The organism is Streptomyces sp. NPDC094147 (genome assembly GCF_044764265.1).
GTDB lineage: Bacteria > Actinomycetota > Actinomycetes > Streptomycetales > Streptomycetaceae > Streptomyces.
Window position 1 is genome coordinate 222,404 of the sequence record NZ_JBIWHT010000002.1, and the last position, 21,879, is coordinate 244,282.

17 protein-coding genes and 2 pseudogenes are annotated in these 21,879 nt (G+C 72.3%); 14 read left to right on the forward strand and 5 right to left on the reverse strand.

The window, feature by feature from the left end:
• Nucleotides 1–47: 47 nt before the first annotated feature.
• Both ACIQ8J_RS06440 and ACIQ8J_RS06445 read right to left on the reverse strand, forming a co-directional pair.
• Nucleotides 48–689 (reverse strand): TetR/AcrR family transcriptional regulator, encoded by a 642-nt coding sequence (locus tag ACIQ8J_RS06440; protein ID WP_403267074.1) that lies wholly within the window; start codon nt 687–689, stop codon nt 48–50.
• A gap of 144 nt (nt 690–833) precedes the next feature.
• Entirely contained in the window at nt 834–1,052 is a 219-nt protein-coding gene (locus ACIQ8J_RS06445; protein ID WP_403267072.1) for a hypothetical protein, read from the reverse strand.
• Between the two features lie 134 nt (nt 1,053–1,186).
• Here ACIQ8J_RS06445 and ACIQ8J_RS06450 point away from each other — a divergent pair, with 134 nt between their 5' ends.
• The 12 genes from ACIQ8J_RS06450 to moeZ all read left to right on the forward strand — a co-directional run bounded on the left by ACIQ8J_RS06450 (nt 1,187) and on the right by moeZ (nt 15,371).
• Nucleotides 1,187–2,179: an alpha/beta fold hydrolase gene (locus ACIQ8J_RS06450; RefSeq protein WP_403267069.1), complete on the forward strand. Its 993-nt coding sequence runs from the start codon at nt 1,187–1,189 to the stop codon at nt 2,177–2,179.
• 8 nt (nt 2,180–2,187) lie between these two features.
• Complete coding sequence (locus ACIQ8J_RS06455; protein ID WP_403267066.1) at nt 2,188–3,444, forward strand: DUF3152 domain-containing protein; 1,257 nt, start codon at nt 2,188–2,190, stop codon at nt 3,442–3,444.
• A gap of 88 nt (nt 3,445–3,532) precedes the next feature.
• Nucleotides 3,533–3,628 (forward strand): Ms4533A family Cys-rich leader peptide, encoded by a 96-nt coding sequence (locus tag ACIQ8J_RS06460; RefSeq protein ID WP_329463189.1) that lies wholly within the window; start codon nt 3,533–3,535, stop codon nt 3,626–3,628.
• A 182-nt stretch (nt 3,629–3,810) separates the two neighbouring features.
• A complete protein-coding gene (locus ACIQ8J_RS06465) occupies nt 3,811–5,541 on the forward strand; it encodes an ABC transporter substrate-binding protein (protein WP_403267063.1) in 1,731 nt (576 codons plus the stop codon).
• Nucleotides 5,542–5,543: 2 nt separating this feature from the next.
• Nucleotides 5,544–6,542: an ABC transporter permease gene (locus tag ACIQ8J_RS06470; protein ID WP_403267060.1), complete on the forward strand. Its 999-nt coding sequence runs from the start codon at nt 5,544–5,546 to the stop codon at nt 6,540–6,542.
• The gene (locus ACIQ8J_RS06475; RefSeq protein WP_403267057.1) at nt 6,539–7,528 is read left to right on the forward strand and encodes an ABC transporter permease; all 990 of its coding nucleotides are present in this window, start codon (nt 6,539–6,541) and stop codon (nt 7,526–7,528) included. Before ACIQ8J_RS06470 ends, ACIQ8J_RS06475 begins: the two co-directional genes overlap by 4 nt.
• A complete protein-coding gene (locus ACIQ8J_RS06480) occupies nt 7,525–9,210 on the forward strand; it encodes a dipeptide ABC transporter ATP-binding protein (RefSeq protein WP_403267054.1) in 1,686 nt (561 codons plus the stop codon). Before ACIQ8J_RS06475 ends, ACIQ8J_RS06480 begins: the two co-directional genes overlap by 4 nt.
• A 191-nt stretch (nt 9,211–9,401) precedes the next feature.
• Nucleotides 9,402–11,117 carry a DUF3492 domain-containing protein gene (locus ACIQ8J_RS06485; RefSeq protein ID WP_403267052.1) on the forward strand — a complete coding sequence of 572 codons (1,716 nt, stop codon included), beginning with the start codon at nt 9,402–9,404 and terminating at the stop codon, nt 11,115–11,117.
• The gene (locus ACIQ8J_RS06490) at nt 11,114–12,256 is read left to right on the forward strand and encodes a hypothetical protein (protein ID WP_403267049.1); all 1,143 of its coding nucleotides are present in this window, start codon (nt 11,114–11,116) and stop codon (nt 12,254–12,256) included. Before ACIQ8J_RS06485 ends, ACIQ8J_RS06490 begins: the two co-directional genes overlap by 4 nt.
• Nucleotides 12,257–12,399: 143 nt before the next feature.
• Nucleotides 12,400–13,365 carry an NAD-dependent epimerase/dehydratase family protein gene (locus tag ACIQ8J_RS06495; protein WP_403267046.1) on the forward strand — a complete coding sequence of 322 codons (966 nt, stop codon included), beginning with the start codon at nt 12,400–12,402 and terminating at the stop codon, nt 13,363–13,365.
• Complete coding sequence (locus ACIQ8J_RS06500; protein ID WP_403267043.1) at nt 13,353–14,129, forward strand: spherulation-specific family 4 protein; 777 nt, start codon at nt 13,353–13,355, stop codon at nt 14,127–14,129. The genes ACIQ8J_RS06495 and ACIQ8J_RS06500 overlap by 13 nt, the downstream gene beginning before the upstream one ends.
• Nucleotides 14,130–14,192: 63 nt before the next feature.
• Nucleotides 14,193–15,371 (forward strand): adenylyltransferase/sulfurtransferase MoeZ, encoded by a 1,179-nt coding sequence (moeZ, locus tag ACIQ8J_RS06505; RefSeq protein ID WP_403267041.1) that lies wholly within the window; start codon nt 14,193–14,195, stop codon nt 15,369–15,371.
• A gap of 71 nt (nt 15,372–15,442) precedes the next feature.
• Here moeZ and ACIQ8J_RS06510 read toward each other — a convergent pair whose 3' ends face one another.
• Nucleotides 15,443–17,029: an alpha/beta hydrolase gene (locus tag ACIQ8J_RS06510; RefSeq protein ID WP_403267762.1), complete on the reverse strand. Its 1,587-nt coding sequence runs from the start codon at nt 17,027–17,029 to the stop codon at nt 15,443–15,445.
• 252 nt (nt 17,030–17,281) lie between these two features.
• Nucleotides 17,282–17,788, reverse strand: a pseudogene (narI, locus tag ACIQ8J_RS06515) (respiratory nitrate reductase subunit gamma); the annotation flags it as partial.
• A gap of 146 nt (nt 17,789–17,934) precedes the next feature.
• On the opposite strand from narI, the pseudogene ACIQ8J_RS06520 reads away from it, so the two are divergent.
• A pseudogene (locus ACIQ8J_RS06520) lies at nt 17,935–18,162 on the forward strand (YwiC-like family protein); the annotation flags it as partial.
• A 162-nt stretch (nt 18,163–18,324) separates the two neighbouring features.
• On the opposite strand, the gene ACIQ8J_RS06525 reads toward ACIQ8J_RS06520, so the two are convergent.
• Nucleotides 18,325–21,267: a lysylphosphatidylglycerol synthase domain-containing protein gene (locus tag ACIQ8J_RS06525; RefSeq protein WP_403267038.1), complete on the reverse strand. Its 2,943-nt coding sequence runs from the start codon at nt 21,265–21,267 to the stop codon at nt 18,325–18,327.
• 152 nt (nt 21,268–21,419) lie between these two features.
• Here ACIQ8J_RS06525 and ACIQ8J_RS06530 point away from each other — a divergent pair, with 152 nt between their 5' ends.
• Nucleotides 21,420–21,812, forward strand: coding sequence for an MGMT family protein (locus ACIQ8J_RS06530; protein WP_403267035.1), 393 nt, complete (start codon nt 21,420–21,422; stop codon nt 21,810–21,812).
• Nucleotides 21,813–21,879: the final 67 nt, after the last annotated feature.

Genomic DNA, 21,879 nt, shown 5'->3' on the forward strand with positions numbered 1-21,879 from the left:
GCGAACAGAATTCAGGAATGGCCGCCGATCGGCCGACCCATGGCCGCTCAGTGGCCCTCGGTGCCGTGCAGCGGGAAGCCCGCGATGCCGCGCCAGGCGAGCGAGGTGAGCAGCTGGACCGACTTGTCGCGGGGGATGGTCGACTCGCTGGAGAGCCAGTAGCGGGCCACCACCTGGGAGACCCCGCCGAGGCCGACGGCGAGCAGCATCGACTCGTCCTTGGACAGGCCGGTGTCCTCGGCGATGACGTCCGAGATGGCCTCCGCGCACTGGAGGCTGACCCGGTCCACCCGCTCGCGCACGGCGGGCTCGTTGGTCAGGTCCGACTCGAAGACCAGACGGAAGGCGCCGCCCTCGTCCTCGACGTACGCGAAATAGGCGTCCATCGTCGCGGCGACGCGGAGCTTGTTGTCCGTCGTAGAGGCGAGGGCCGTGCGCACCGCGTGCAGCAGCGACTCGCAGTGCTGGTCCAGCAGGGCCAGGTACAGGTCCAGCTTGCCGGGGAAGTGCTGGTAGAGCACCGGCTTGGAGACACCGGCGCGTTCCGCGATGTCGTCCATCGCGGCCGCGTGGTAACCCTGCGCGACGAAGACTTCCTGGGCGGCGCCCAGGAGCTGATTGCGGCGGGCCCGGCGCGGCAGGCGCGTGCCTCGCGGGCGCGCTGCCTCGGTCTGCTCGATGGCTGTCACGCCGCCTCCCAAAGTTGTTCCGGTGCGCGATGTACGCGCGCCGCCATCGTACTTTTGGGTAACCCGGCTGTGCGCGGTGCGAACGCAGAATTTCACGGACCGGACGCGCAGGGTAGCTGGATATATCCAGGGAAACCGAACAAATCAGCGATAGTCGTCCTCGTCCAGTGCCACCACACGTCCCTGTTCGACGGCATCCGCCACATTGGCGGTGTCCGGGTGTACGTGGGTCAGCGGGTCGTCGTGGTCCTGGCGTACGTCGGTGTGCTGTTCGGCCGCGTCCGCCTCGGGGGTCTCCTGGGACAGTTCCGCGGCGTCGTCGTCTTCCTGGAAGGTTTCCGGATCGCTCGGGTCGACGGGCATGACTGCTCCCTCTTGCCGCGTTTCGGGTGATGCAGGGGCCACTTATGAGCCTAGGAGTTCCCCGGGAAAGCCGCTATACGGCCTGTGACGGCGAACACATGAACCACGGTGTGATCGTCTCGTAACATTGCCGCATGTCCTCGACCGAGCTGCCGGAAACGCTCACCGCCGCCGCAGTGGCCCCACGGGTGGGCGCGGTCCGGGTCGCGGAGGGCGAGGAGCTGCGTTCCGTGAGCCTGCCGGGGCTGACGCTGACGGTCCGCTCGCGCCCCGGCAGCCGGCCCGGCCTCGAACCCGCGCTGTACGTCCACGGGCTCGGCGGTTCCTCGCAGAACTGGTCGGCGCTGATGCGGCTGCTCGCCGACCGGGTGGACGGCGAGGCGCTCGACCTGCCCGGCTTCGGGGACTCCCCGCCGCCGGACGACGGCAACTACTCGGTCACCGGGCACGCCCGCGCCGTGATCCGTCTGCTCGACTCGGCCGGCCGGGGCCCGGTCCACCTCATCGCCAACTCGCTGGGCGGCGCCGTCTCGACCCGGATCGCGGCCCTGCGCCCCGATCTGGTGCGCACCCTGACGCTCATCTCGCCCGCGCTGCCGGAGATCCGGGTCCAGCGCAACGCCTGGCCGACCGCGCTGGTCGCGCTGCCGGGCGTGGCCTCCCTGTTCGCCAGGCTGACCCGGCACTGGAGTCCCGAGGACCGCACCCGCGGGGTGATGGCGCTCTGCTACGGCGACCCCGGGCGAGTGAGCCCCGAGGGGTTCGAGGCCGCGGTGGAGGAGATGCGGCGGCGCCTCGAACTGCCCTACTTCTGGGACGCGATGGCCCGATCCGCCCGGGGCATCGTGGACGCGTACACCCTGGGCGGCCAGCACGGACTGTGGAGGCAGGCGGAGCGGGTGCTCGCGCCGACGCTGCTCGTGTACGGCGGGCGCGACCAGCTCGTCTCGTACCGGATGGCCCGCAGAGCGGCGGCCGCCTTCCGCAACGCACGACTGCTCACGCTGCCCGACGCCGGGCACGTGGCGATGATGGAGTACCCCGAGACGGTCGCCCAGGCCGTACGGGAGCTGCTCGACGCGAGCGGTGACGGACACCGCGGTGACGACCGAGAAAACAGGAGCTGATCCGGGGCGTGGGACGACACAGCCGACCCAAGGGCTCCAGCGGGCCAGCACCCACGGCCGAGGCGCCCGCGGCGCCGCGCGCCGAGCAGACCGTCACCGCGGGCAGCGGCCGGCGCCGGCGCCACACCCCGGGCGACGGCCCCGCCGCCCAGCACCAGGGCGGCACCCCCGCGTTCGGCACCCCGCAGGTGCGCGGCGGACACCCGCAGCACCACGAGGGCGGGGGCGGCTGGGGCGGGCCCGAGTATGACGCGTCGGCCCACGGGCCGGGCCCGGTGCAGCAGAGTCCGCACGCCGAGGTGCCCCGCATACCGGGCCCGCGCCGCGAGTACACCGAGGCCTTCGAGGACCGGCCCGCCACGGACACCGGGGCGCGGCGCACCGTCGGTCCGGCCGCCCCGTTCGTCCCGGCGCAGGACGAGCCGGGGACGCCCGAGCCCACCGCCAAGGGCGGCAAGGGGTCCAAGGGGCGGACGTTCACCGGGATCGCGGCCGCCGCGGTGACCACCGTCCTTGCGGTCGTGGTCGCCGGGCAGGTCGCCTCCGACGGCCAGGGTCACGATGTCGCGGGCAGGTCGGCGGGCGACAACGGCCGCGACGGGCAGGGCGATACGGCCTCCCGCGGCAACGGGCGGGCCACCCCGTCGGTCGAGCCGGCTGCCGCGACGTACGAGCAGCAGATGGCCCGGCAGTTCCCGCTCGACGCGAAGCTCACCGCGTCCGGCCGGTTCGACGCGGTGCCCGGGTTCGAGGCGGCGCCCGGCAAGGGGCGCAAGTACCGCTACCGGGTCGACATCGAGCAGGGTCTCGGTCTGGACGGCGGGCTGTTCGCCGAGGCCGTGCAGAAGACCCTCAACGACGACCGGAGCTGGTCGCATTCCGGCGCGATGACCTTCGAGCGGATCTCGTCCGGCAAGCCGGACTTCGTGATCACCCTGGCGAGCCCGGGGACCACCGGCACCTGGTGCGCCAAGTCCGGGCTCGACACCACCGAGGACAACGTCTCCTGCGACTCGGCCGCCACCGACCGCGTGATGATCAACGCCTACCGGTGGGCGCAGGGCTCGGTCACCTACGGCGCGCAGGCGATGCACACGTACCGGCAGATGCTCATCAACCACGAGGTCGGCCACCGGCTCGGGCACAACCATGTGAGCTGCCGCACGCCCGGCACCCTCGCCCCGGTGATGCAGCAGCAGACCAAGTCCCTGGACATAGAGGGGATCAAGTGCCTGCCCAACCCGTGGGTGTATCCCGAGGGTTGATCCGGCCGGGGAGCGGCCTGTTCACGATGTGGGACGGCTGTCTCATTCTCGGTTGACAGTGAACAGCGGGTCGTCCATATTTCTCGGCATGTCGCACCGTCACGCCGCCTCCGAACGCGCCGCCATTGAGCTGGCGCTCATCGGCGTGACCGGGCACAGCGTGGCCGACATCCTCTGTCGCTGACGCCCGCCCGCGCGCGTTCGACTTCCCCTTTTCCCATTTTGCGCCCGGGTATTTCCGTGCTTCCGCACGGATTCCGCACGCGGGCGCAGCCACCCCCCTTTCTTCCTTTCGGTGCTGTGCGCGTGCTGTGGGCGCCCGCGATTCCCGCTCTGCCAGAGCAGTCACCGAGAGGTCTACTTCCGATGCGTCACACGTCCATTCCGTCGGGGAATGTCGCACGAGCGGCAGCGATAGCCGTGGTTCTCGCCGTGGGCGCCGTCGCCTGCGGCCCCGAGGGCGGCGGCGCCAAGGACGCCGGAGCCGGCGCGTCCGGCACGCCCCACAAGGGCGGCACGCTCAGCGTCCTCAACAACGAGGCGCAGACCGCCTTCGACCCGGCGAGGCTCTACACCTCCGGTGGCGGCAACGTCCCCTCGCTCGTCTTCCGCACCCTGACCACCCGCAACCGCGCGAACGGCGCCGAGGGCACCAAGGTCGTCCCCGACCTCGCCACCGACACCGGAAAGCCCAACGCGGACGCCACCGTGTGGACGTACACGCTCAAGGACGGGCTGAAGTACGAGGACGGCAGCCCCATCACCACCGCCGACATCAAGTACGGCATCGAGCGCTCCTTCTCCGCCGAACTCTCCGGCGGCGCACCGTACTTGAGGGACTGGCTGGTCGGCGGCGCAAAGTACGAGGGCCCCTACAAGGACGGCGGCAAGGGCCTCGACTCGATCCAGACGCCCGACGCCAAGACCATCGTGTTCCACCTGAACAAGCCCGAGGGCGAGTTCCCCTTCCTCGCCACCCAGACGCAGTTCGCGCCCGTCCCCAAGGCCAAGGACAACGGCACCAAGTACGCGGAGCACCCCGTCTCCTCGGGCCCGTACAAGGTGGTCAAGAACGAGAACGACGGCGAGCACCTGGTGCTCGACCGCAACCCCAACTGGTCCGGGGCGACCGACACCCAGCGCAAGGCCTACCCCGACACCATCGACGTACGCTCCGGGCTCGACCAGGCCGTCATCAACCAGCGGCTCTCCGCGTCGCAGGGCCCGGACGCGGCCGCCGTCACCACCGACACCAACCTGGGCCCCGCCGAACTCGCCAAGGTGACGAGCGACAAGCAGCTCGCGGCCCGGGTCGGCACCGGGCACTTCGGCTACACCAACTACATCGCGTTCAACCCGAACGTGAAGCCGTTCGACAACCCGAAGGTCCGCCAGGCCATCGCGTACGCCGTCGACCGCACCTCGGCCGTCAACGCCGTGGGCGGCTCCTCGCTCGCCGAGGCCGCCACCACCTTCCTGCCCAACCAGAAGGCCTTCGGGTACACCCCGTACGACCCCTTCCCGGCGGGCGCGTCCGGCAACGCCGACAAGGCCAGGGAGCTCCTGAAGGAGGCGGGCTTCCCCGACGGTCTGACCGTCACGCTCACCCACTCCAACGCCAAGGGCGGCCCCAAGGGACCCGAGGTCGCCACCGCCCTCCAGGACGCCCTGAAGAAGGCGGGCATCACCGTCAAGCTCCAGGGCCTGGAAGGCAACGACTACAACGACACCGTGGCCAGCGTGAAGAAGGAGCCCGGCTTCTTCCTGCGCGGCTGGGGCGCCGACTGGCCCTCCGGCGGCCCGTTCCTCGCGCCGATCTTCGACGGCCGCCAGATCGTCCAGGACGGCGCCAACTTCAACACCGGCTTCCTGAACGAACCCTCGGTCAACAGCGAGATCGACCAGATCAACAAGCTGACCGACCTCGCCGCGGCAGCGCCGCGCTGGGGCGCGCTCGACAAGAAGATCGGCGAACAGGCCGTGGTCGTGCCGCTGTTCCACCCGGTCTACAAGCGGCTCGTCGGCAAGGACGTCAAGAACGTCGTCATCAGCGACTGGACCGGCGTGCTCGACGTCTCCCAGATCGCGGTCAAGTAGCCATGTCCGAAGCCCTGTTGGCCACCGGGGCGGGGGCCGTCGCGCCCGCCCCGGGCGGCCGTCTGTTCTGGCGGCGGCTGCGTGCCCAGCGCGCGGTCACCGCCGCCGCGGCCGTCTTCGCCCTGCTCGTCCTCGTCGCGCTCGCGGCGCCCCTGCTCACCGCCCTGGAGGGCCAGGACCCCAACGCCTTCCACCCCGCGCTCGTCGACTCGGCCAGCGGCGGCGTCCCGATCGGCTCCTTCGGCGGGGTCAGCGCCGAGCACTGGCTCGGCGTCGAACCGCAGACCGGCCGCGACCTGTTCGCCCGGATCGTGTACGGCGCCCGGGTCTCGCTCGGGGTCGCCTTCGTCGCCACCCTCATCCAGGTCGCGCTCGGCGTGGGACTCGGCTTGTTCGCGGCCCTCGGCGGCCGCTGGGCCGACCAGATCGTCAGCCGCGTCACCGACGTGGCGGCCGCGCTGCCCATGCTCGTCATCACCCTCGGCCTGCTCGCCGTGGCCCCCGCCTCGATCCCGCGACCGGTCCTGATCACCCTGATCATCGCCGGGCTCGGCTGGTTCGGCACCTCGAAGATCGTGCGCGCGGGCGCCCTCACGCTCAAGACGCTCGACCACGTCTCGGCGGCGCGGCTCAGCGGCTGGGGCACCTGGGCGATCGCCCGCCGCGAGCTGCTGCCCGCGCTCGCCGCGCCCGTCATCACGTACGCCGTACTCCTTGTCCCCACCAATGTGGTGGCCGAGGCGGCACTGTCCTTCCTCGGCGTCGGCATCAAACCGCCCACGCCGTCCTGGGGGCAGATGCTCACCGACGCCAACACCTGGTACCAGGCGGCCCCGACGTATCTGCTCCTTCCGGCCGGGCTGCTGTTCATCACGGTCCTCTCGCTGACGGTGATCGGCGAGGGAGTGCGCACGGCACTGGACCCGCGGGCGGCCTCGCGGCTGCGCGTCGGCGTCAAGTCGCGCGCCGGCAGCAAATCCCTTAAGGAGAAGGCAAGTTGACAGGCTTTCTGCTGAGGCGGATCGCCGGAGCCGCCTTCGTGCTCCTCGCCCTCTCCGTCATCGTCTACCTCGTCTTCTACGTGGCCCCCGGCAACGTCGCCCAGATCGTCTGCGGCGAACGCTGCTCCCCGCAGCAAGTCGCCCTGGTCCACGACAAGTTGGGGCTCGGCGACCCGCTGTACGTCCAGTACGGCCACTTCATCCAGGGCATCTTCGCCGGCCGCGACTTCTCGTCCGGCACCGGCACGGTGCACTGCTCCGCGCCCTGCCTCGGCCAGTCCTACCGCACCGACGAGCAGGTCACCGGCCTCATCCTCGGCAAGCTCCCGGTCACCGGATCGCTGGTCGTCGGCGCGTTCGCGCTGTGGCTGCTGCTCGGCGTCGGAACCGGGCTGCTGTCCGCGTGGAAGCGCGGCGGAGTGATCGAGCGGCTGCTCACCTGGCTGACCCTGGCGGGCACCTCCACGCCGGTGTTCGTCATCGGCCTTCTGCTGATCATCATCCTGTGCTCCACCCTGCAATGGCTGCCCTTCCCGCAGTACGTGCCCTTCACGGACAGCCCCCAGCAGTGGTTCTGGGGACTGCTGCTTCCCTGGTTCTCGCTCGCGCTGATCGAATCGGCCAAGTACGCCCGGCTGACCCGCAGTTCGATGCTGGAGACGCTCGCCGAGGACCATGTGCGCACCTTCCGGGCGTACGGACTGACCGAGCGGGCCATCGTCGGGCGCCATGCGCTGCGCGGCGCGGTCGCCCCCGTGATCGCGCTCACCGCGCTGGACGCGGGCACCATGTTCGGCAGCGCGGTGCTCACCGAGACGCTCTTCGGCATCCCCGGCATCGGCCGGCAACTCGTGCAGTCCGTGCGCACGGTCGACCTGCCGGTGGTGGTCGGAGTGGTCCTGACCACCGGATTCTTCGTGGTGCTTGCCAATGCGGTCGCGGACGTCCTGTACGCGATGGCGGACCGACGGGTGGTGCTGTCATGACCGACGCTCCGATGAAGCCCGGGGTGGATTCTCCGGTGGAAGCTCTGGTCGAGGTCACCGACCTCGGGATCTCCTTCGGGGAGGTGCGGGCCGTCGACGGGCTCTCCTTCACGCTGGCCCCCGGCGCCGCGCTCGGCGTCGTCGGCGAGTCCGGCTCCGGCAAGAGCGCGTCCGCGTACGCGCTGCTCGGACTGCACCGGGGGACGGGCGCCCGGGTCACCGGCTCGGTACGGGTGGCCGGGGTCGACGTGGAGGCCGCGTCCGACGCCGAACTCCGTTCCCTGCGGGGCGGGTTGGCGGCGATGGTCTTCCAGGACCCGCTGTCCTCGCTCGACCCGTACTACACGATCGGCGACCAGATCGCCGAGGTGTACCGGGTGCACAAGGGCGGCTCGCGCCGGGCCGCCCGAGCCCGCGCGGTCTCCGTCCTGGACCGGGTCGGCATCCCGGACGCGGCCCGCAAGTCGCGTTCGCGCCCGCACGAGTTCAGCGGCGGCATGCGCCAGCGCGCCCTCATCGCGATGGCCCTCGCGTGCGAGCCGCGTCTGCTGATCGCGGACGAGCCGACGACGGCGCTTGACGTGACCGTCCAGGCGCAGATCCTCGACCTGCTGCACGAACTGCGCCGCGAGACGGGCCTGGGGCTGCTCCTCGTCACCCATGACGTGGGGGTCGCCGCGGAGAGCGTGTCCGAGGTGCTGGTGATGCGGGCGGGGCGGGAGGTGGAGCGGGGGCCGGTGGGCGCCGTGCTGGGCTCTCCGAGGGAGCCCTACACGAGGGAGCTCTTGGCCGCGGTCCCGAGGATTTCCCCCACCCCGCCCCTTCCCGAACCGGGGCTCCGCCCCAGACGGGGGTCCGGGGGCGGAGCCTCCGGTGCACGGTCCGCAGGCGACGTCGTGCTGGAGGCGAACGGGCTTCGCAAATCCTTCGGGCGCGGCCGGGCCGCGTTCACCGCCGTCGACGGGGTCAGCCTGAAAGTGCACCGGGGCGAAACCCTCGGCATCGTCGGCGAGAGCGGCAGCGGCAAGACCACCCTGGGCCGCATGCTCGTCGGGCTCCTTGAGCCGAGTGCGGGGGACGTGAAGAACACCGGCTCCGTGCAGATGGTCTTCCAGGACCCCGTCTCCTCGCTCAACCCCCGCCGCTCGATCGGCGAGTCCGTCGCCGATCCGCTGCGGGCGGCCGGCCGGCGGGACGAGGCGGCGGTCCGGGCCCGGGTCGGCGAGCTCCTTGAGCGGGTCGGGCTCGATCCGGACCGGTACGACAGCTACCCGCACGAGTTCAGCGGCGGGCAGCGCCAGCGCGTCGGGATCGCGCGGGCGCTGGCCGCCGAGCCGCAGCTGATCGTGTGCGACGAACCCGTATCGGCCCTCGATGTGACGACCCAGGCCCAAGTCACCGCGCTGCTCGCCGAGTTGCAGCGCGAACTCGGTCTCGCGCTGGTCTTCGTCGCGCACGACCTCGCCGTGGTGCGGCAGGTCAGCGACCGGGTCGCCGTGATGCGGCAGGGGCGGATCGTGGAGGAGGGCGAGGTGGACGCCGTGTACGGGGCGCCCCGGGACCCGTACACCCGGCAGCTGCTGGCGGCCGTGCCCTCGCTGGATCCCGCGCTGGCCGCGGAGCGCCGCGCGGCCCGCCGCGAGCTGCGCGAGACGCCCCGCCAGGAGGTGGCAGCAGCATAGCCGTGCGTAACCGGATCGACCCGTAGCGCGACTGAACGCCACCAGGTCGGGAAAGTTACGTGCATTCACCCCTTCCGGTGGCGCGATGGACAACCGTCCGTCGCGCCACCGGCATGTCCGCATACGTTCTTCCCGCTGCGAGTCGCCGTTGCCAACGGTGGCCGCCCACAAGGGAGATCGGGGGTGTGCACATGCGGATCGGACTGCTCACGGACGGTGGTTTTCCGTACCCGACCGGTGAGTCCAGGCTGTGGTGCGACCGGCTCGTGCGCGGGCTCGCGCGGCACGAGTTCGACATATACGTGCTGAGCGGCAGCGCGGACCAGGAGGAACAGGGCCCGGCCGACCTGCCGTCCCAGGTGCGCCGGGTGCGCACCGCCCCGCTCTGGTCCGGGCCCGACGCGCGGCACCCGGCCCTGGGCCGCTTCGGGCGCCGTGAACGGCGCGAGTTCGCCGCGCACTTCGGGCGGCTCGCCAGCGCGATCTGCACCGAAGACGCGACCGGCGCCGAACCCGACGGCTTCACCGAGGGGCTCTACGGACTGGCCGCCCTCGCCCGGGAGCACGGCGGACTCGGCGGCGAACTGCGTTCGGAGACGGCCGTCCGCATCCTGGAATCCGCCTGCCGCGCGCCCGGCGCGAACCGCGCCGTACAGGCCGCCCGGGTCCCCGACCACCTCGCCTTCGCGAGCCTCCTGGAGCGCACCCTGCGCCCGCTGTCGCTCGACTGGTACGGCGACGACGCGCTCGGCGCGGTCGACCTCAGCCACGCCGCGTCCGGCGGCCGCGCGGCCCTGCCGGGCCTCCTGGCCAAACGCTTCTGCGGAGTCCCCCTCCTGGTCACCGAGTACGGCGTCCAGGTCCGCGCCCAGTACCTCGCCAACGCCCGGCTCCCCGTTCCCGTACGGGCCCTGCACGCGGCCTTCCAACGCCGCCTCGCCGCCGAGGTGTACGCGCAGGCCGCCCTCATCACCCCCGGCAACACCCACGCCCGGCGCTGGCAGGAGCGCTGCGGAGCCGACCGCGCCAAGCTGCGCACGGTCTACCCCGGGATGTCCGCCGACCGGTTCCACGCCGTGGGGGAGGGCGCGTACGGCGGCGACCCGAACACCCTGGTGTGGGTGGGGCGGATCGAGCCCGCCAAGGACCTCATCGCGCTGCTGCACGCCTTCGCCGAGGTCCGCAAGGCCGAGCCCGAGGCCCGGCTGCGACTGATCGCCGCGCCCGTGCGGGGCCCCGAGGCCGTCACCTACCTCGCCCACTGCCGCGCGCTGGCCGCCCAGCTCTTCCCCGACGAGGCCGCCGACGCCCACGCGGTCGGCGACAACCCCGTGTCGTTCGAGGAGATCGGCGGCCCCGAGGCCCCCGAACTCGCCGACGCGTACGCGGCCGGAAGCGTCGTCGTCCTGTCCAGCGTGGTCGAGGGCTTCCCGGTCAGCCTGGTCGAGGCCATGTTCTGCGGCCGGGCCACCGTCTCCACCGACGCGGGCGCCGTGGTCGAAGTCATCGGCGGTACCGGCCTGGTGGTGCCGCCGCGCAACCCGCGCGCCCTCGCCGATGCCTGCGTGGCGCTGCTGCGCGACCCCGAGCGCCGCGCGCGCCTGGGCGCCGCCGCCCGCGCCCGCGCGCTCGAACTGTTCACCGTCGAGCAGAACCTGGCGGCATTTCGCGGCATTTACCTGGAGCTCATGTCGCACAACCCGGTCCACCGCGAGAGCGGGGACGACTCCGGCGGGCCCCAGCCCTTCGCACACCCCGCCGAGGCCCATGTGCCGGGACGCTGGGCGGCCCCGACCGCGGCCCGCGTACCGGCCGCCCCTGGCAGCCCGGGACCGAGCTGGGCGGGCGGCCCGCTCGCGGTCCTGACCGAGAAACGCGCCAAGGCGGAAGATGAGGCGGGCGCATGACCGACATCCCCGCCGCCCCGGCCACCGGCACCGCCTGGGGCGCACGCTCGAAGGACGCCCTCGCCTCCGCACCCGCCGCCGCGAGCCGCCCCACCACCCGGCGCGGCCCCGCCGATCCCGTCAGGGCGCTCATGCACCGCCACCGCGAACTCTGCGAGCGGGCCGTCGACCCGCTGGAGATCGCGGCGGGCCTCGAAGCGCACGGCGTCACCGACCGCACCGCCGCCCGCTTCCGGCACCGGGACGTCTTCTCCCTCGCCGAAGAGCTGTACGCCCGGGTCCCGCGCGACACCGAAACACCCTCCCCCGTACGGGAGTTGACCCGGCAGCCCGCCGGATGGGCCCTGCTCGCACTGCTGCCCGGAGCCGTCTGCGCCCTCGCCGTCACGGGCGTACGGCTCACCGACGGCGGAGCCCGCCCGGCAGCTGTCGCCCTCGGGACGGCCGCCGTCGTGGCGGCCCTGGCGCTGGCCCTGCGGCGCGGCCCCCTGCGCGCCGAGCCGCACACCGGTCCGGCCGGGCGGCTCTGCACCGCCTGGCTCGTGGCGTACGCGATCGGCGGCGACGGGCTGCTCGGCGAGGCCGTCCGCGGCGGCCCCGACGGGGCCTGGGCGCTCGACCCGGCGGCGGCCACCGGCCTCGCGTTCGCCGTCGCCCCCGCGATCTGGTGCGCCCACCTCTTCTCCGTACAGGCCCGCAAGACGCTCGCCTCCAGCCGGGGCCTCGCCGAGTTCGCCGGGCGCTCGCGGCCGCTCCTGATGGGGAGCGTGGTGCTGTTCCTCGGCGGGCTCGCCGCCTGCCTGGCGGCGGCTCAACTGGCGTACGGAACCGGCCTGTTGGTGTCGGCCGCCGCGCTAGGGGCGCTGCTCTGGACGGCCCGGCTGCTCGCCGTGCACGGGTTCGCCGGGGCCGCCGCGAAGGTGCTCGCCGCCGCCTGCTGCACCGAACTGTTCGCGCTCGCCTCCGTGTTCGCGGGCCGGCTGCCCGGCTGCGGCTTCCTCGCGCGGCCCGTCAAGACCGCCGTCGAGACCTGGGGCGCCGCAGCCGTGCCGGCCGCCGTGTGCGCCGCCGCCGCCCTCGCCCTGCTCGTCCGCGCCACCGCGGTCCTGGCCCGCGCCTCGGCCCACTCCGACCAGTGAGGCGTCCCACGACGGAGCGCCCACCCCACCGAAGCACCGACCTCGCCCGGTCACGTCACGAGCGGGCGACAAGGCATTGAAGGAGAACGACACATGACCGCCCTGCCACCGGCCACACGCCGCCCGCACGGAAGGATCGCGCGATGAGGGTGCTGCTGCTCGGTGCCAATGGATACCTCGGCCGGTTCGTCGCCGACCGCCTGCTCGCCGACCCCGCCGTGCAGCTCACCGCCCTCGGGCGCGGCGACGACGCCGACGTGCGCTTCGACCTCGCCACCGGCAGCCCGGGAGCCCTCACCCGCTTCCTGGACGCCGTGCACCCCGGGGTCGTCGTCAACTGCGCGGGCGCCACCCGCGGCGGCGCCCGCGAACTGACCCGGCACAACACCGTCGCCGTCGCCACCGTCTGCGAGGCCCTGCGGCGCAGCGGCTGCGGCGCCCGCCTGGTGCAGATCGGCTGCGCCTCGGAGTACGGGCCCTCGCAGCCCGGCTCCTCGACCGCCGAGGACGCGGTGCCGCGCCCCGGCGGACCGTACGGCGTCTCCAAGCTCGCCGCGACCGAACTGGTCCTCGGCTCCGGGCTCGACGCGATCGTGCTGCGCGTCTTCTCGCCCGTGGGACCCGGCACGCCCGCGGGCTCCCCGCTGGGCCGGCTCGCCGAGGCGATGCGGCGGGCGATGCAGTCCGGCGACGGCGAGCTCAAGCTCGGCGGACTCGGGGTGCAGCGGGACTTCGTGGACGTACGCGATGTGGCGCGGGCCGTGCACGCGGCCTCGCTCTCCGCCGCACAGGGCGTGGTCAACATCGGCACCGGACGCTCGGTGAAGCTCCGCGACGCGGCCGCCGTCCTGGCCAGGGTCGCGGGCTACGCGGGCGCCCTGCACGAACTGGACGGCCCGCCCGTGATGCGGCCCGGCCTCATCGGATCCCCACGTTCCGGTGACGCCGCGCTGGAGCACCTCGCCGCGCCCGCGCCGTACCCCGACGGCTGCGGAAGCTGGCAGCAGGCCGATGTGCGCACCGCGCGGGACCGGCTCGGCTGGCGGCCCCGGATCAACCTGGAGGAATCCCTCGCGGACATCTGGATGGAGGCGGCATGCCGAATCTGACCCGGCTCGCGGGACAGCGGGCGGCGACCGGCGCAGCCCGGCTCGGCCTCGGCGTCCCCGGCTACGCCCACCCGCTGGTCGCCCCCGTCGAATGGGCCGAACTCACCCGCCCCGGAACGCCGTTGCACTGGACCGTGCTCAACGTGTCCGGCGGGGTTCCGGGCGGCCCCGGCAGCCGGCCCGACCCGCACTGTCTGGAAGCCGCCGGAAAACTGCGCAACGCGGGCATCCGGGTGCTGGGCCACCTCGACACGGCGTACGGCACCCGCTCCTTCGCCGAGCAGATCTCCGAGGCCCACCGCTACCTCGACTGGTACCGGGTCGACGGCTTCCTCCTCGACCGATGTCCCACGGAGCGAGACGACCTGCCCGAAATGCGGAAGACCGCCGGAACGCTGCGGGCCCTGTGCGATGACGCCCACCTGGTGTTCGGGCACGGGACACATCCGTACCCCGGCTACGCGGAGGCCGCCGACCAGCTCGTCACCTTCAGCGGGTCGTGGGTCGACTACCGCTGGTCACAGGTGGCCGAATGGACCGCGGACCACCCGCCCGAGCGCTTCTGCCACCTGGTCCACGGCGTGCCCAGAACCCGTCTGGAAGAGGCGCTGCGGATCGCCCGCTGGCAGGGCGCGGGCACGATCTACTTCACGGACCGCGCCGACCACTCCCGCCGGGGAAGCGGACAAATCAACCCGTTCGAGGCGCTGCCCGGCTACTGGGACGAAATCGTCTCGCGGATCGGACCTGGTATCTCGGAATGAGGGGACGCGTGGCAGTGTTACGCAGAGAACAACCGTACTGACTTACCGACCAACGGAGTATCCGTGTCGCTGCCACCCCTGGTCGAGCCAGCAGCTGAGCTCACCGTAGACGAGGTCCGCAGGTATTCGCGCCACCTGATCATCCCCGACGTCGGGATGGACGGGCAGAAGCGGCTGAAGAACGCGAAGGTGCTCGCCGTGGGCGCCGGCGGTCTCGGCTCTCCGGCCCTGATGTACCTGGCCGCCGCCGGTGTCGGCACGCTCGGCATCGTGGAGTTCGACGAGGTCGACGAGTCGAACCTGCAGCGGCAGATCATCCACAGCCAGGCCGACATCGGCCGTTCCAAGGCCGAGTCGGCCCGGGAAAGCGTGCTGGGCATCAACCCGTACGTGAACGTGATCCTCCACGAAGAGCGGCTCGAAGCCGAGAACGTGATGGAGATCTTCTCCCAGTACGACCTGATCGTGGACGGCACGGACAACTTCGCGACGCGCTACCTCGTCAACGACGCCTGCGTCCTCCTGAACAAGCCGTACGTATGGGGTTCGATCTACCGCTTCGACGGCCAGGCCTCGGTCTTCTGGTCCGAGCACGGCCCCTGCTACCGCTGCCTGTACCCGGAGCCCCCGCCGCCGGGCATGGTCCCGAGCTGCGCCGAGGGCGGCGTGCTCGGCGTGCTCTGCGCGTCGATCGGCTCGATCCAGGTCACCGAGGCGATCAAGGTCCTCACGGGCGTCGGCGAGCCGCTGGTCGGCCGTCTGATGATCTACGACGCCCTGGAGATGCAGTACCGCCAGGTCAAGGTCCGCAAGGACCCCGACTGCGCGGTCTGCGGTCCGAACGCGACCGTCACCGAGCTCATCGACTACGAGGCCTTCTGCGGTGTCGTGTCCGAGGAGGCCCAGGAGGCGGCCATGGGCTCGACGATCACTCCCAAGCAGCTCAAGGAGTGGATCGACGCCGACGAGAAGATCGAGATCATCGACGTCCGCGAGCCGAACGAGTACGAGATCGTCTCCATCCCCGGCGCCAAGCTGATCCCGAAGAACGAGTTCCTGATGGGTACGGCCCTTGAGTCGCTGCCCCAGGACAAGCGCATCGTCCTGCACTGCAAGACGGGCGTCCGCTCGGCGGAGGTCCTCGCGGTCCTCAAGGCCGCGGGCTTCGCGGACGCGGTGCACGTGGGCGGCGGCGTGATCGGCTGGGTCAACCAGATCGAGCCGGAGAAGCCGATCTACTAGCCGGCACTGCTCACAGCTGACCGAGGGGCCGGCCCGCACGGAAGGTGCGGACCGGCCCCTTTGCCGTCGCCCTACTGGCAGACCGCTCCGGCCGCCGGGACCTTCCCGTCCAGCAGGTAGGAATTCACGGCACCCTGGACGCATTTGTCGCCGCTGTTGTACGCGCCGTGGCCCTGGCCCTTGTACGTGAGCTCCACGCCGACGCCCGGACCGAGCTTGTCCACCATGTTCTTGGCGCCCGCGTACGGGGTGGCCGGGTCGCCGGTGTTGCCGATGACCAGGATGGGGGCGGCGCCGGGCGCGCTCACGTCGGGGGTGTCCCACTGTCCGGGCACCGGCCACGAGGAGCAGCCCATGAGGCCCCAGGCCATGAAGGTGCCGAAAACGGGTGAGGCGCGCTGGAACTCGGGGAGCGCGGCCTTCGTTTGCTCCAGTGAGTAACGCTCCTTGAAATCAGCACAGTTGATGGCGGCGTTGGCCGCCTGGATGTTGCTGTACGTGCCGTCCTTGCCGCGCCCGTTCATGGCGTCCGACAGGGCGAGGAGCAGGGCGCCGTTGCCGCCCTCCGCCTCGTCGACGCCCTGCTCCAGGAGTTGCCAGTAGTCCTTGGAGTAGAGCGCCTGGGCGATGCCGTTGGTGGCCTGCGTCCGGGTGAGCGTGCGGCCGCTGTTGCCGGCCGGGATGGGCTTGTTGTCGAGCCCGGCGAGCAGCTTGACGATGACGTCCTCGACCTCCTTGACGTCGGCGCCGCGCAGCAGGCACTTGTCACCGCGGTTGACGCAGTCCTGGGCGAAGTTGTCGAGGGCGAGCTGGAAGCCCTTGGCCTGGCCGAGCGCGCCCTGCTTGGCGTTGCTCGTGGGGTCGACCACGGCGTCGAAGACGGCCCGCCCGATGTTCCCCGGGAAGAGGTGGGCGTAGACGCCGCCGAGCTCTGTTCCGTACGAAATCCCCATGTAGTACAGCTTCTTGTCGCCGAGCACGTGGCGCAGCAGGTCCATGTCGCGGGCGGCTTCGGTGGTGCCGACGTGGGGGAGCACCTTGCCGGAGTTGTCCTGGCAGGCGGTGGCGAACGACTTGAGGCCTTCGACGTACGTCTTCTCCTTGGCCGCGTCGTCGGGGGTGGCGTCCTGGGCGAAGTACGTGTCGAGCTGGGAGTCGTTCTCGCAGCGCACGGGGGCGCTGGCGCCGACCCCGCGCGGGTCGAAGCTGACCAGGTCGTAGCGGGCGCGCAGGGCCTCGTAGTCGCCCGCGGCGGCGGGCAGCGTGGTCACGCCCGAGCCACCGGGTCCGCCGAAGTTGAAGATGAGCGAGCCGATGCGCTGGGCCTTGTCGCCGGCCTCGGTGCGGATCAGGGCCAGGTCGACGGTGCCCGCCTGCGGGTTGCCGTAGTCGAGCGGTGCCTTCATGGTGGCGCACGTCCACTGGGCGCCGCCGGGCAGCGGGGAGGGCGCGGAACCACTGCCCTCCGCGGGGGTGGGCGCGGGGCACGCCTTCCAGCTCAGCTTCTGCGTGGCGAGCTCGGCCGGGTCGGCGGCGGCGGAGCCGACCCCGTTGTCGTCCTTGCCCCCGCCGGAACAGCCGATGGCGGCGAGCAGTACGGCAGCGACGCTGAACGCGGCGGCCCGGGTCCGCCTGCGCGGGTCAGGGTGGTGTTCCATCCCCCCATCCTGCGGGGGCTGAGCGCGGGCTGCGCGAGTGGGACGGCCAACCGGGGGCTGCGCCCCCGAAGGGGTCTGGGGCGGAGCCCCAGGCAGGGGGCCCGGACGCTTACCCCGCTCGGAGCGCTCGCCTGCCCGCCGCCACCCCCATGGCGGCCGCCGAGTGCGGCCGCCGAGTGCGGGCGCCGAGTGCGGGCGCCGGGTCGGACAGGGCCGCGGCGCCGGTGGACGACGTACGGGCGGATCGGGCTGGAGGGTGAACAGCGGGCGGAACCAGATGGAGATGCCCTCGCGGTAGTTGTAACCGCCCGTCGCGCCCGTGGAGTTGAGGGCGGTCGCCGTCAGGTCGAGGACGACGGCGCCGAGCAGGAACGCGTACATCAGGCGGTCGCCGCGCAGGGTCGCCCTGCGCACCGCCGCAACCCGGAGGCGCCGGCAGACCAGGATCGCGATGCCGACGGCCGCCACGGCGCCCGCGACCGCGCCCGTCGACACCGCCATCAGGTGGTACGTGTGGTCGCTCACGCCGACCGCGTCCGTCCAGCTCCGCGGGATCAACAGGCCCACCACATGGCCGAGTACGACGAAGAGCATGCCGAAGTGGAAGAGCGGCGAACCGATGCGCAGGAGGCGGGACTCGTGCACCTGCGAGGAGTGGGTGGTCCAGCCGAACCCGTCGTGCCGGGCCCGCCGGACCGTCCCCGCTATCAGGAGCGCGAACGAAACATAGGGCAGTGCGCCCCACAGGAGCAGGTCCATCAGGATGCCTTCCGCTCGGGGAAACCCGGCCAGGCGAGTTCGACGCCGGGGCCGAAGGGCTCCGGGCCGATGCTCGCCGTCCCCTTCCTCGCCGGTACGTTCCTGGGGCACCCCGGGTGGTCGCACGCGCCGCTGCTCGTGGCCTGGTGCTCGGCTACCTCGCGACCCACCACGCCCAGCAGTGGCTGCGGCTGAGCAGGATCTCCCGCAACCCGAAGGCGCCGCGCCGCCACGCCCGCCCGGCGCTGTGCGTCGCCGCCGCGGCGGCCTTCGGCTTCTCGCTCGCCGTACCGCACCCGTGGCTGCTGCTCGCGGCTTGCTGCGCGGCGCCGTTCATCGCCGTCAACACGCTCTACGCGTACCGCAATCGCGAGCGGGCCCTGCTCAACGGGCTCGCGGCGGTGGCGCCGGCCTGCGCGATGCTGCTCGTGGCCCTGCTGGCGATGGTGCCGGCGGTGTTCCAGCCGGGCCGGGAACGGTGCCGGCTGCCTTCCGGGCGGTGCTGCCCGCAGTCGAACCGCAGCCCCCGCCCGCAGCTACAACTGCCCCTTCCTGGTGAGGTAGTTGAAGCACAGCCACCCCGGCAGCACAGGCAACCAGAACGTGAGCAACCGGTACAGCAGCACCGCGGACGTGGCGGTCTCGGCCGTCATGCCCGCGATGGTCAGCGCCGTGGACAGCGCCAGCTCGACGGCGCCGACACCGCCCGGGGTCGGCGCGGCGGATCCGAGCGCGTTGGCGGTCAGGAAGACCACCGCGACGCTCGCATAGCTCAGGGTGTGCGGACTGCCGGTGCCGAACGCCCGGATCGACGCGTCCAGACACATCACGAACACACCGGTCAGGAGCAGCATGCCGCCGATCCCGGTGAGCAGCTTCTGCGGCCGCTGGAGCACGTCGAGCATGCGCGGCACCACACCGGCGAACAGCGAGCGGACCCGGCTGACCACGAACTTCCGCAGGAACGGGACCGCCGTCACCACCAGGATCAGCACGGCCGCGGTGAGCAGGCCCGCGATCACCGTCCGGGACGGCGACAGCTCCGAGGTCTGCTCGGTGCCGGTCACATAGCCGAAGACCAGCAGCAGCGAGATGTGCGAGGCGAGCCCGAACAGCTGCGACGCGCCGACGCTCGCCACCGCGAGCCCCGGACGCACCCCCGCGCGCTGGAGGAACCGCGTGTTGAGGGCGACACCCCCGACCGCCGCGGGCGCCACCAGCTTCACGAAGGACCCCGCGACCTGTGCGACGACCGCCCGCCGGAACGGCACCCGCTCGGGTACGAAGCCGAGCAGGCTGGCCGCCGCCGCCGGGTAGGACAGCGCGGAGAACAGCACGGCCGCCGCGACCCAGCCCCACTGGGCGTTCGCGATCAGATCGCCGAACTTGATGTTGGTGAGCTGCACCAGGAGGAAGTACGCGGCGAAGGCCCCGGCCACGAAACTGATCAGCGTCTTCACCTTGATGCGTTCCAGGCGCACCGGCTCCACCGGGGCCTGCGGGCGGATCAGCAGCACCTGGTGGCGGATCTGGGTGAGCAGATCGTCCTCGTGGGCCTGCTCCAGGGCCTCGTCGATGGCCAGCTTCTCGGCCTTCTTCCCGGCCCGTACCGCCTTGCGGTCGTCGGCGGGCGCGACGGCCTCGGGATGGGCCGCGGCCTCCTTGGCGGCGGCCGCCTCCGCCGCCTTCGCCTCCTTCGCGGCGTCCGAGGCCTCGATGACCGCCTCGCGTTCGCGCTGGGCCTGCTCCCGGCCGAGCTTGCGCAGCGTCGCGCGGGTGGAGCGGGGGAGCGCGATGGGCTGGAGCAGCGGGAGGCTGTCGGCGACCGCGTCCGGGCCGAGCACGTCGAGGGCGGACGCCACCGAGCGTTCGGCGCCGACCCGCAGGCCGAGCGTGGTGAGCAGCTGGGCGATGTCCATCCGGAGCACAATGTCGCCGGCCGCGATCTCACCGCCGCGCAGATCGGTCACGATCACGCTGCCGGAACGATCCACCAGGATCGCGTCGCCGGCCAGCCTGCGATGCGCGATCCGCCGCGACTGGAGCGCCTCCACCTGCCGCCAGGTCTCGCGCAGCAACTCGTCGGTGATCTCCTTGTCCTCCAGGGAGTCCAGGGAGCGGCCGCCGGTGTGCTCGTACACCAGCATCACGGCGTCCGGGCCGAGCTCGGAGGTGGCGATCAGCTTGGGCGCGTTCGCCCCGGCCGCGATCGCCGCGTACGCGAGGAGCGCCTCCTGCTCCAGGGCCTGCCTCAGCGACTGGATGGAGCGGCGGGTGGTGATGGAACGCAGCGTCAGACGGCGCCACACCCGGTAGAAGAAGCCCTGCGCCTGCTGCTCGCGGTCGACCACCGTCACATCGAGCGGCGGCCCGTCCTCCAGCGTGACCAGATAGCGCCGGCCGCGCTCGCCCTGCTCCATCGAGTCCGGTACGTCCTCGGCGCGCATCGCGGTCACCGGGTTGAAGCCGACGTGCCGCAGCCCCGCGAGCAGGGTCTGCCCGGTGGGCCGCACATTGGGCGAGCCGACCGCGTAGAGCGTGCCGTACGCGACGGTCCAGCCGATCAGGATCGTCACGACGATCGAGAACGGCGTGGTCTGCCCGCCGACGAGCACCGCGAAGGAGTTGAGCAGCAGCACGCCCCACAGCGCCACCCGCCACCGCGGTCTGCGGGCCATGCCGACGGCCGTCATATAGGCGATGACGGGGGCGAGATAGCCGTGCACGGGGTCGGTGAGGGCGCCCGAGGCGGCCTGCCGGGTCAGCGCCTGGGTGATCGAGCCGGGCGCGGACTTGGCGACCCACAGGTCCGTGGCGAGGGCGACGCCGTGGGCGAGGACCGCGGCCAGCACGCCGTCCGCGATCCGCAGCCCGTCACGTTTGATCAGCCGCTCGATGGCGAAGGCGACGGGCAGCACCAGGACGGCGATGCTGGAGGTCAGCCCGGCGAGGCGGATGAGGACGTCGGGGGTGCCGACGGTCCCCTTGGTGATGTCGTCCTCCAGACCGGAGGTGGTGCCGTGCGCGAACGCGGCGACGGCCAGTACGACGGCGATCGCGAGCACACCGGTGAGCAGCCGGAGCAGGTCCGAGGGGCGGTGCACCCGGGCCGGCAGCAGCGGCTCGTCGACGGAGACGCGCTCGACGGATCCGGAGGTGTCCTCGCACCGGCCGTCGGGGGACTTCTCACCGGGGTCGGTGCTGCTGGGCTGCGTGCTGCCGGGCTCGTCCGGTTCTTTGGGCTCGTCGGGGCAGTCCCGGCCCTCGTGGGCGTTCCGCTCCTCGCCGCCCTCGGGGTCCTGGGCGCCGGTTCCGGTGGGGCCGTCGGTGGTGGGGGTCCCGGCGTCGGCCGTCGGCTCGGGGGCTTCGGGTGCGGCGGGGCGCCGCCCCGACCCAGGGGTGCTGCTTGCCGCCGCGTCGGGTGGCTGCACGCCCCGCTCCTTCGCTGTCTCGTCCGTCTTGTCTCTGTCTCGTATCACCGGTCACCGCCCGCATGATGGTGGCATGACCAGACGCCCCCGGGGGGCATCAGGGTGCATTGCTCGGGCACGCGCGGTGTGAGTTGCGCCCCTTTGCCGCCGCGAGACGGGACCCGGGGCCGCTGTCGGTGGCGTACGGCAGGATGGAGCGGATGAGCGAGGAGCATACGGACCGGGCGGGCGGAGCGCTCCCCGAGGTCCCGGAATACGCGGAACGGGTGCTGGACGTCGCCGAGCGCATCCCGCCCGGTCGGGTGATGACGTACGGGGACGTTGCCGAATGGCTGGGCGAGGGCGGGCCGCGCCAGGTCGGCCGGGTCATGGCGCTCTACGGCGGCGCGGTGCCGTGGTGGCGGGTGGTGCGGGCGGACGGCGCGCTGCTGCCCGGCCACGAACTGCGCGCCCTGGAGCACTACCGGGACGAGGCCACGCCGCTGCGCGAGGCGGGCCGGTCCGCCGAGGGCCATCTGCCGCGGCTCGACATGAAGCGGGCCCGCTGGGACGGCTCCGGCGGCGGGCCCGGCGGCGCAGCGGCTCATGTGTGACAGCTTCCGGCATCCGGCGCCGCCGGGGGCGGCCTGAGGACCGTACGGATGACTCGCTGCGTTCCCG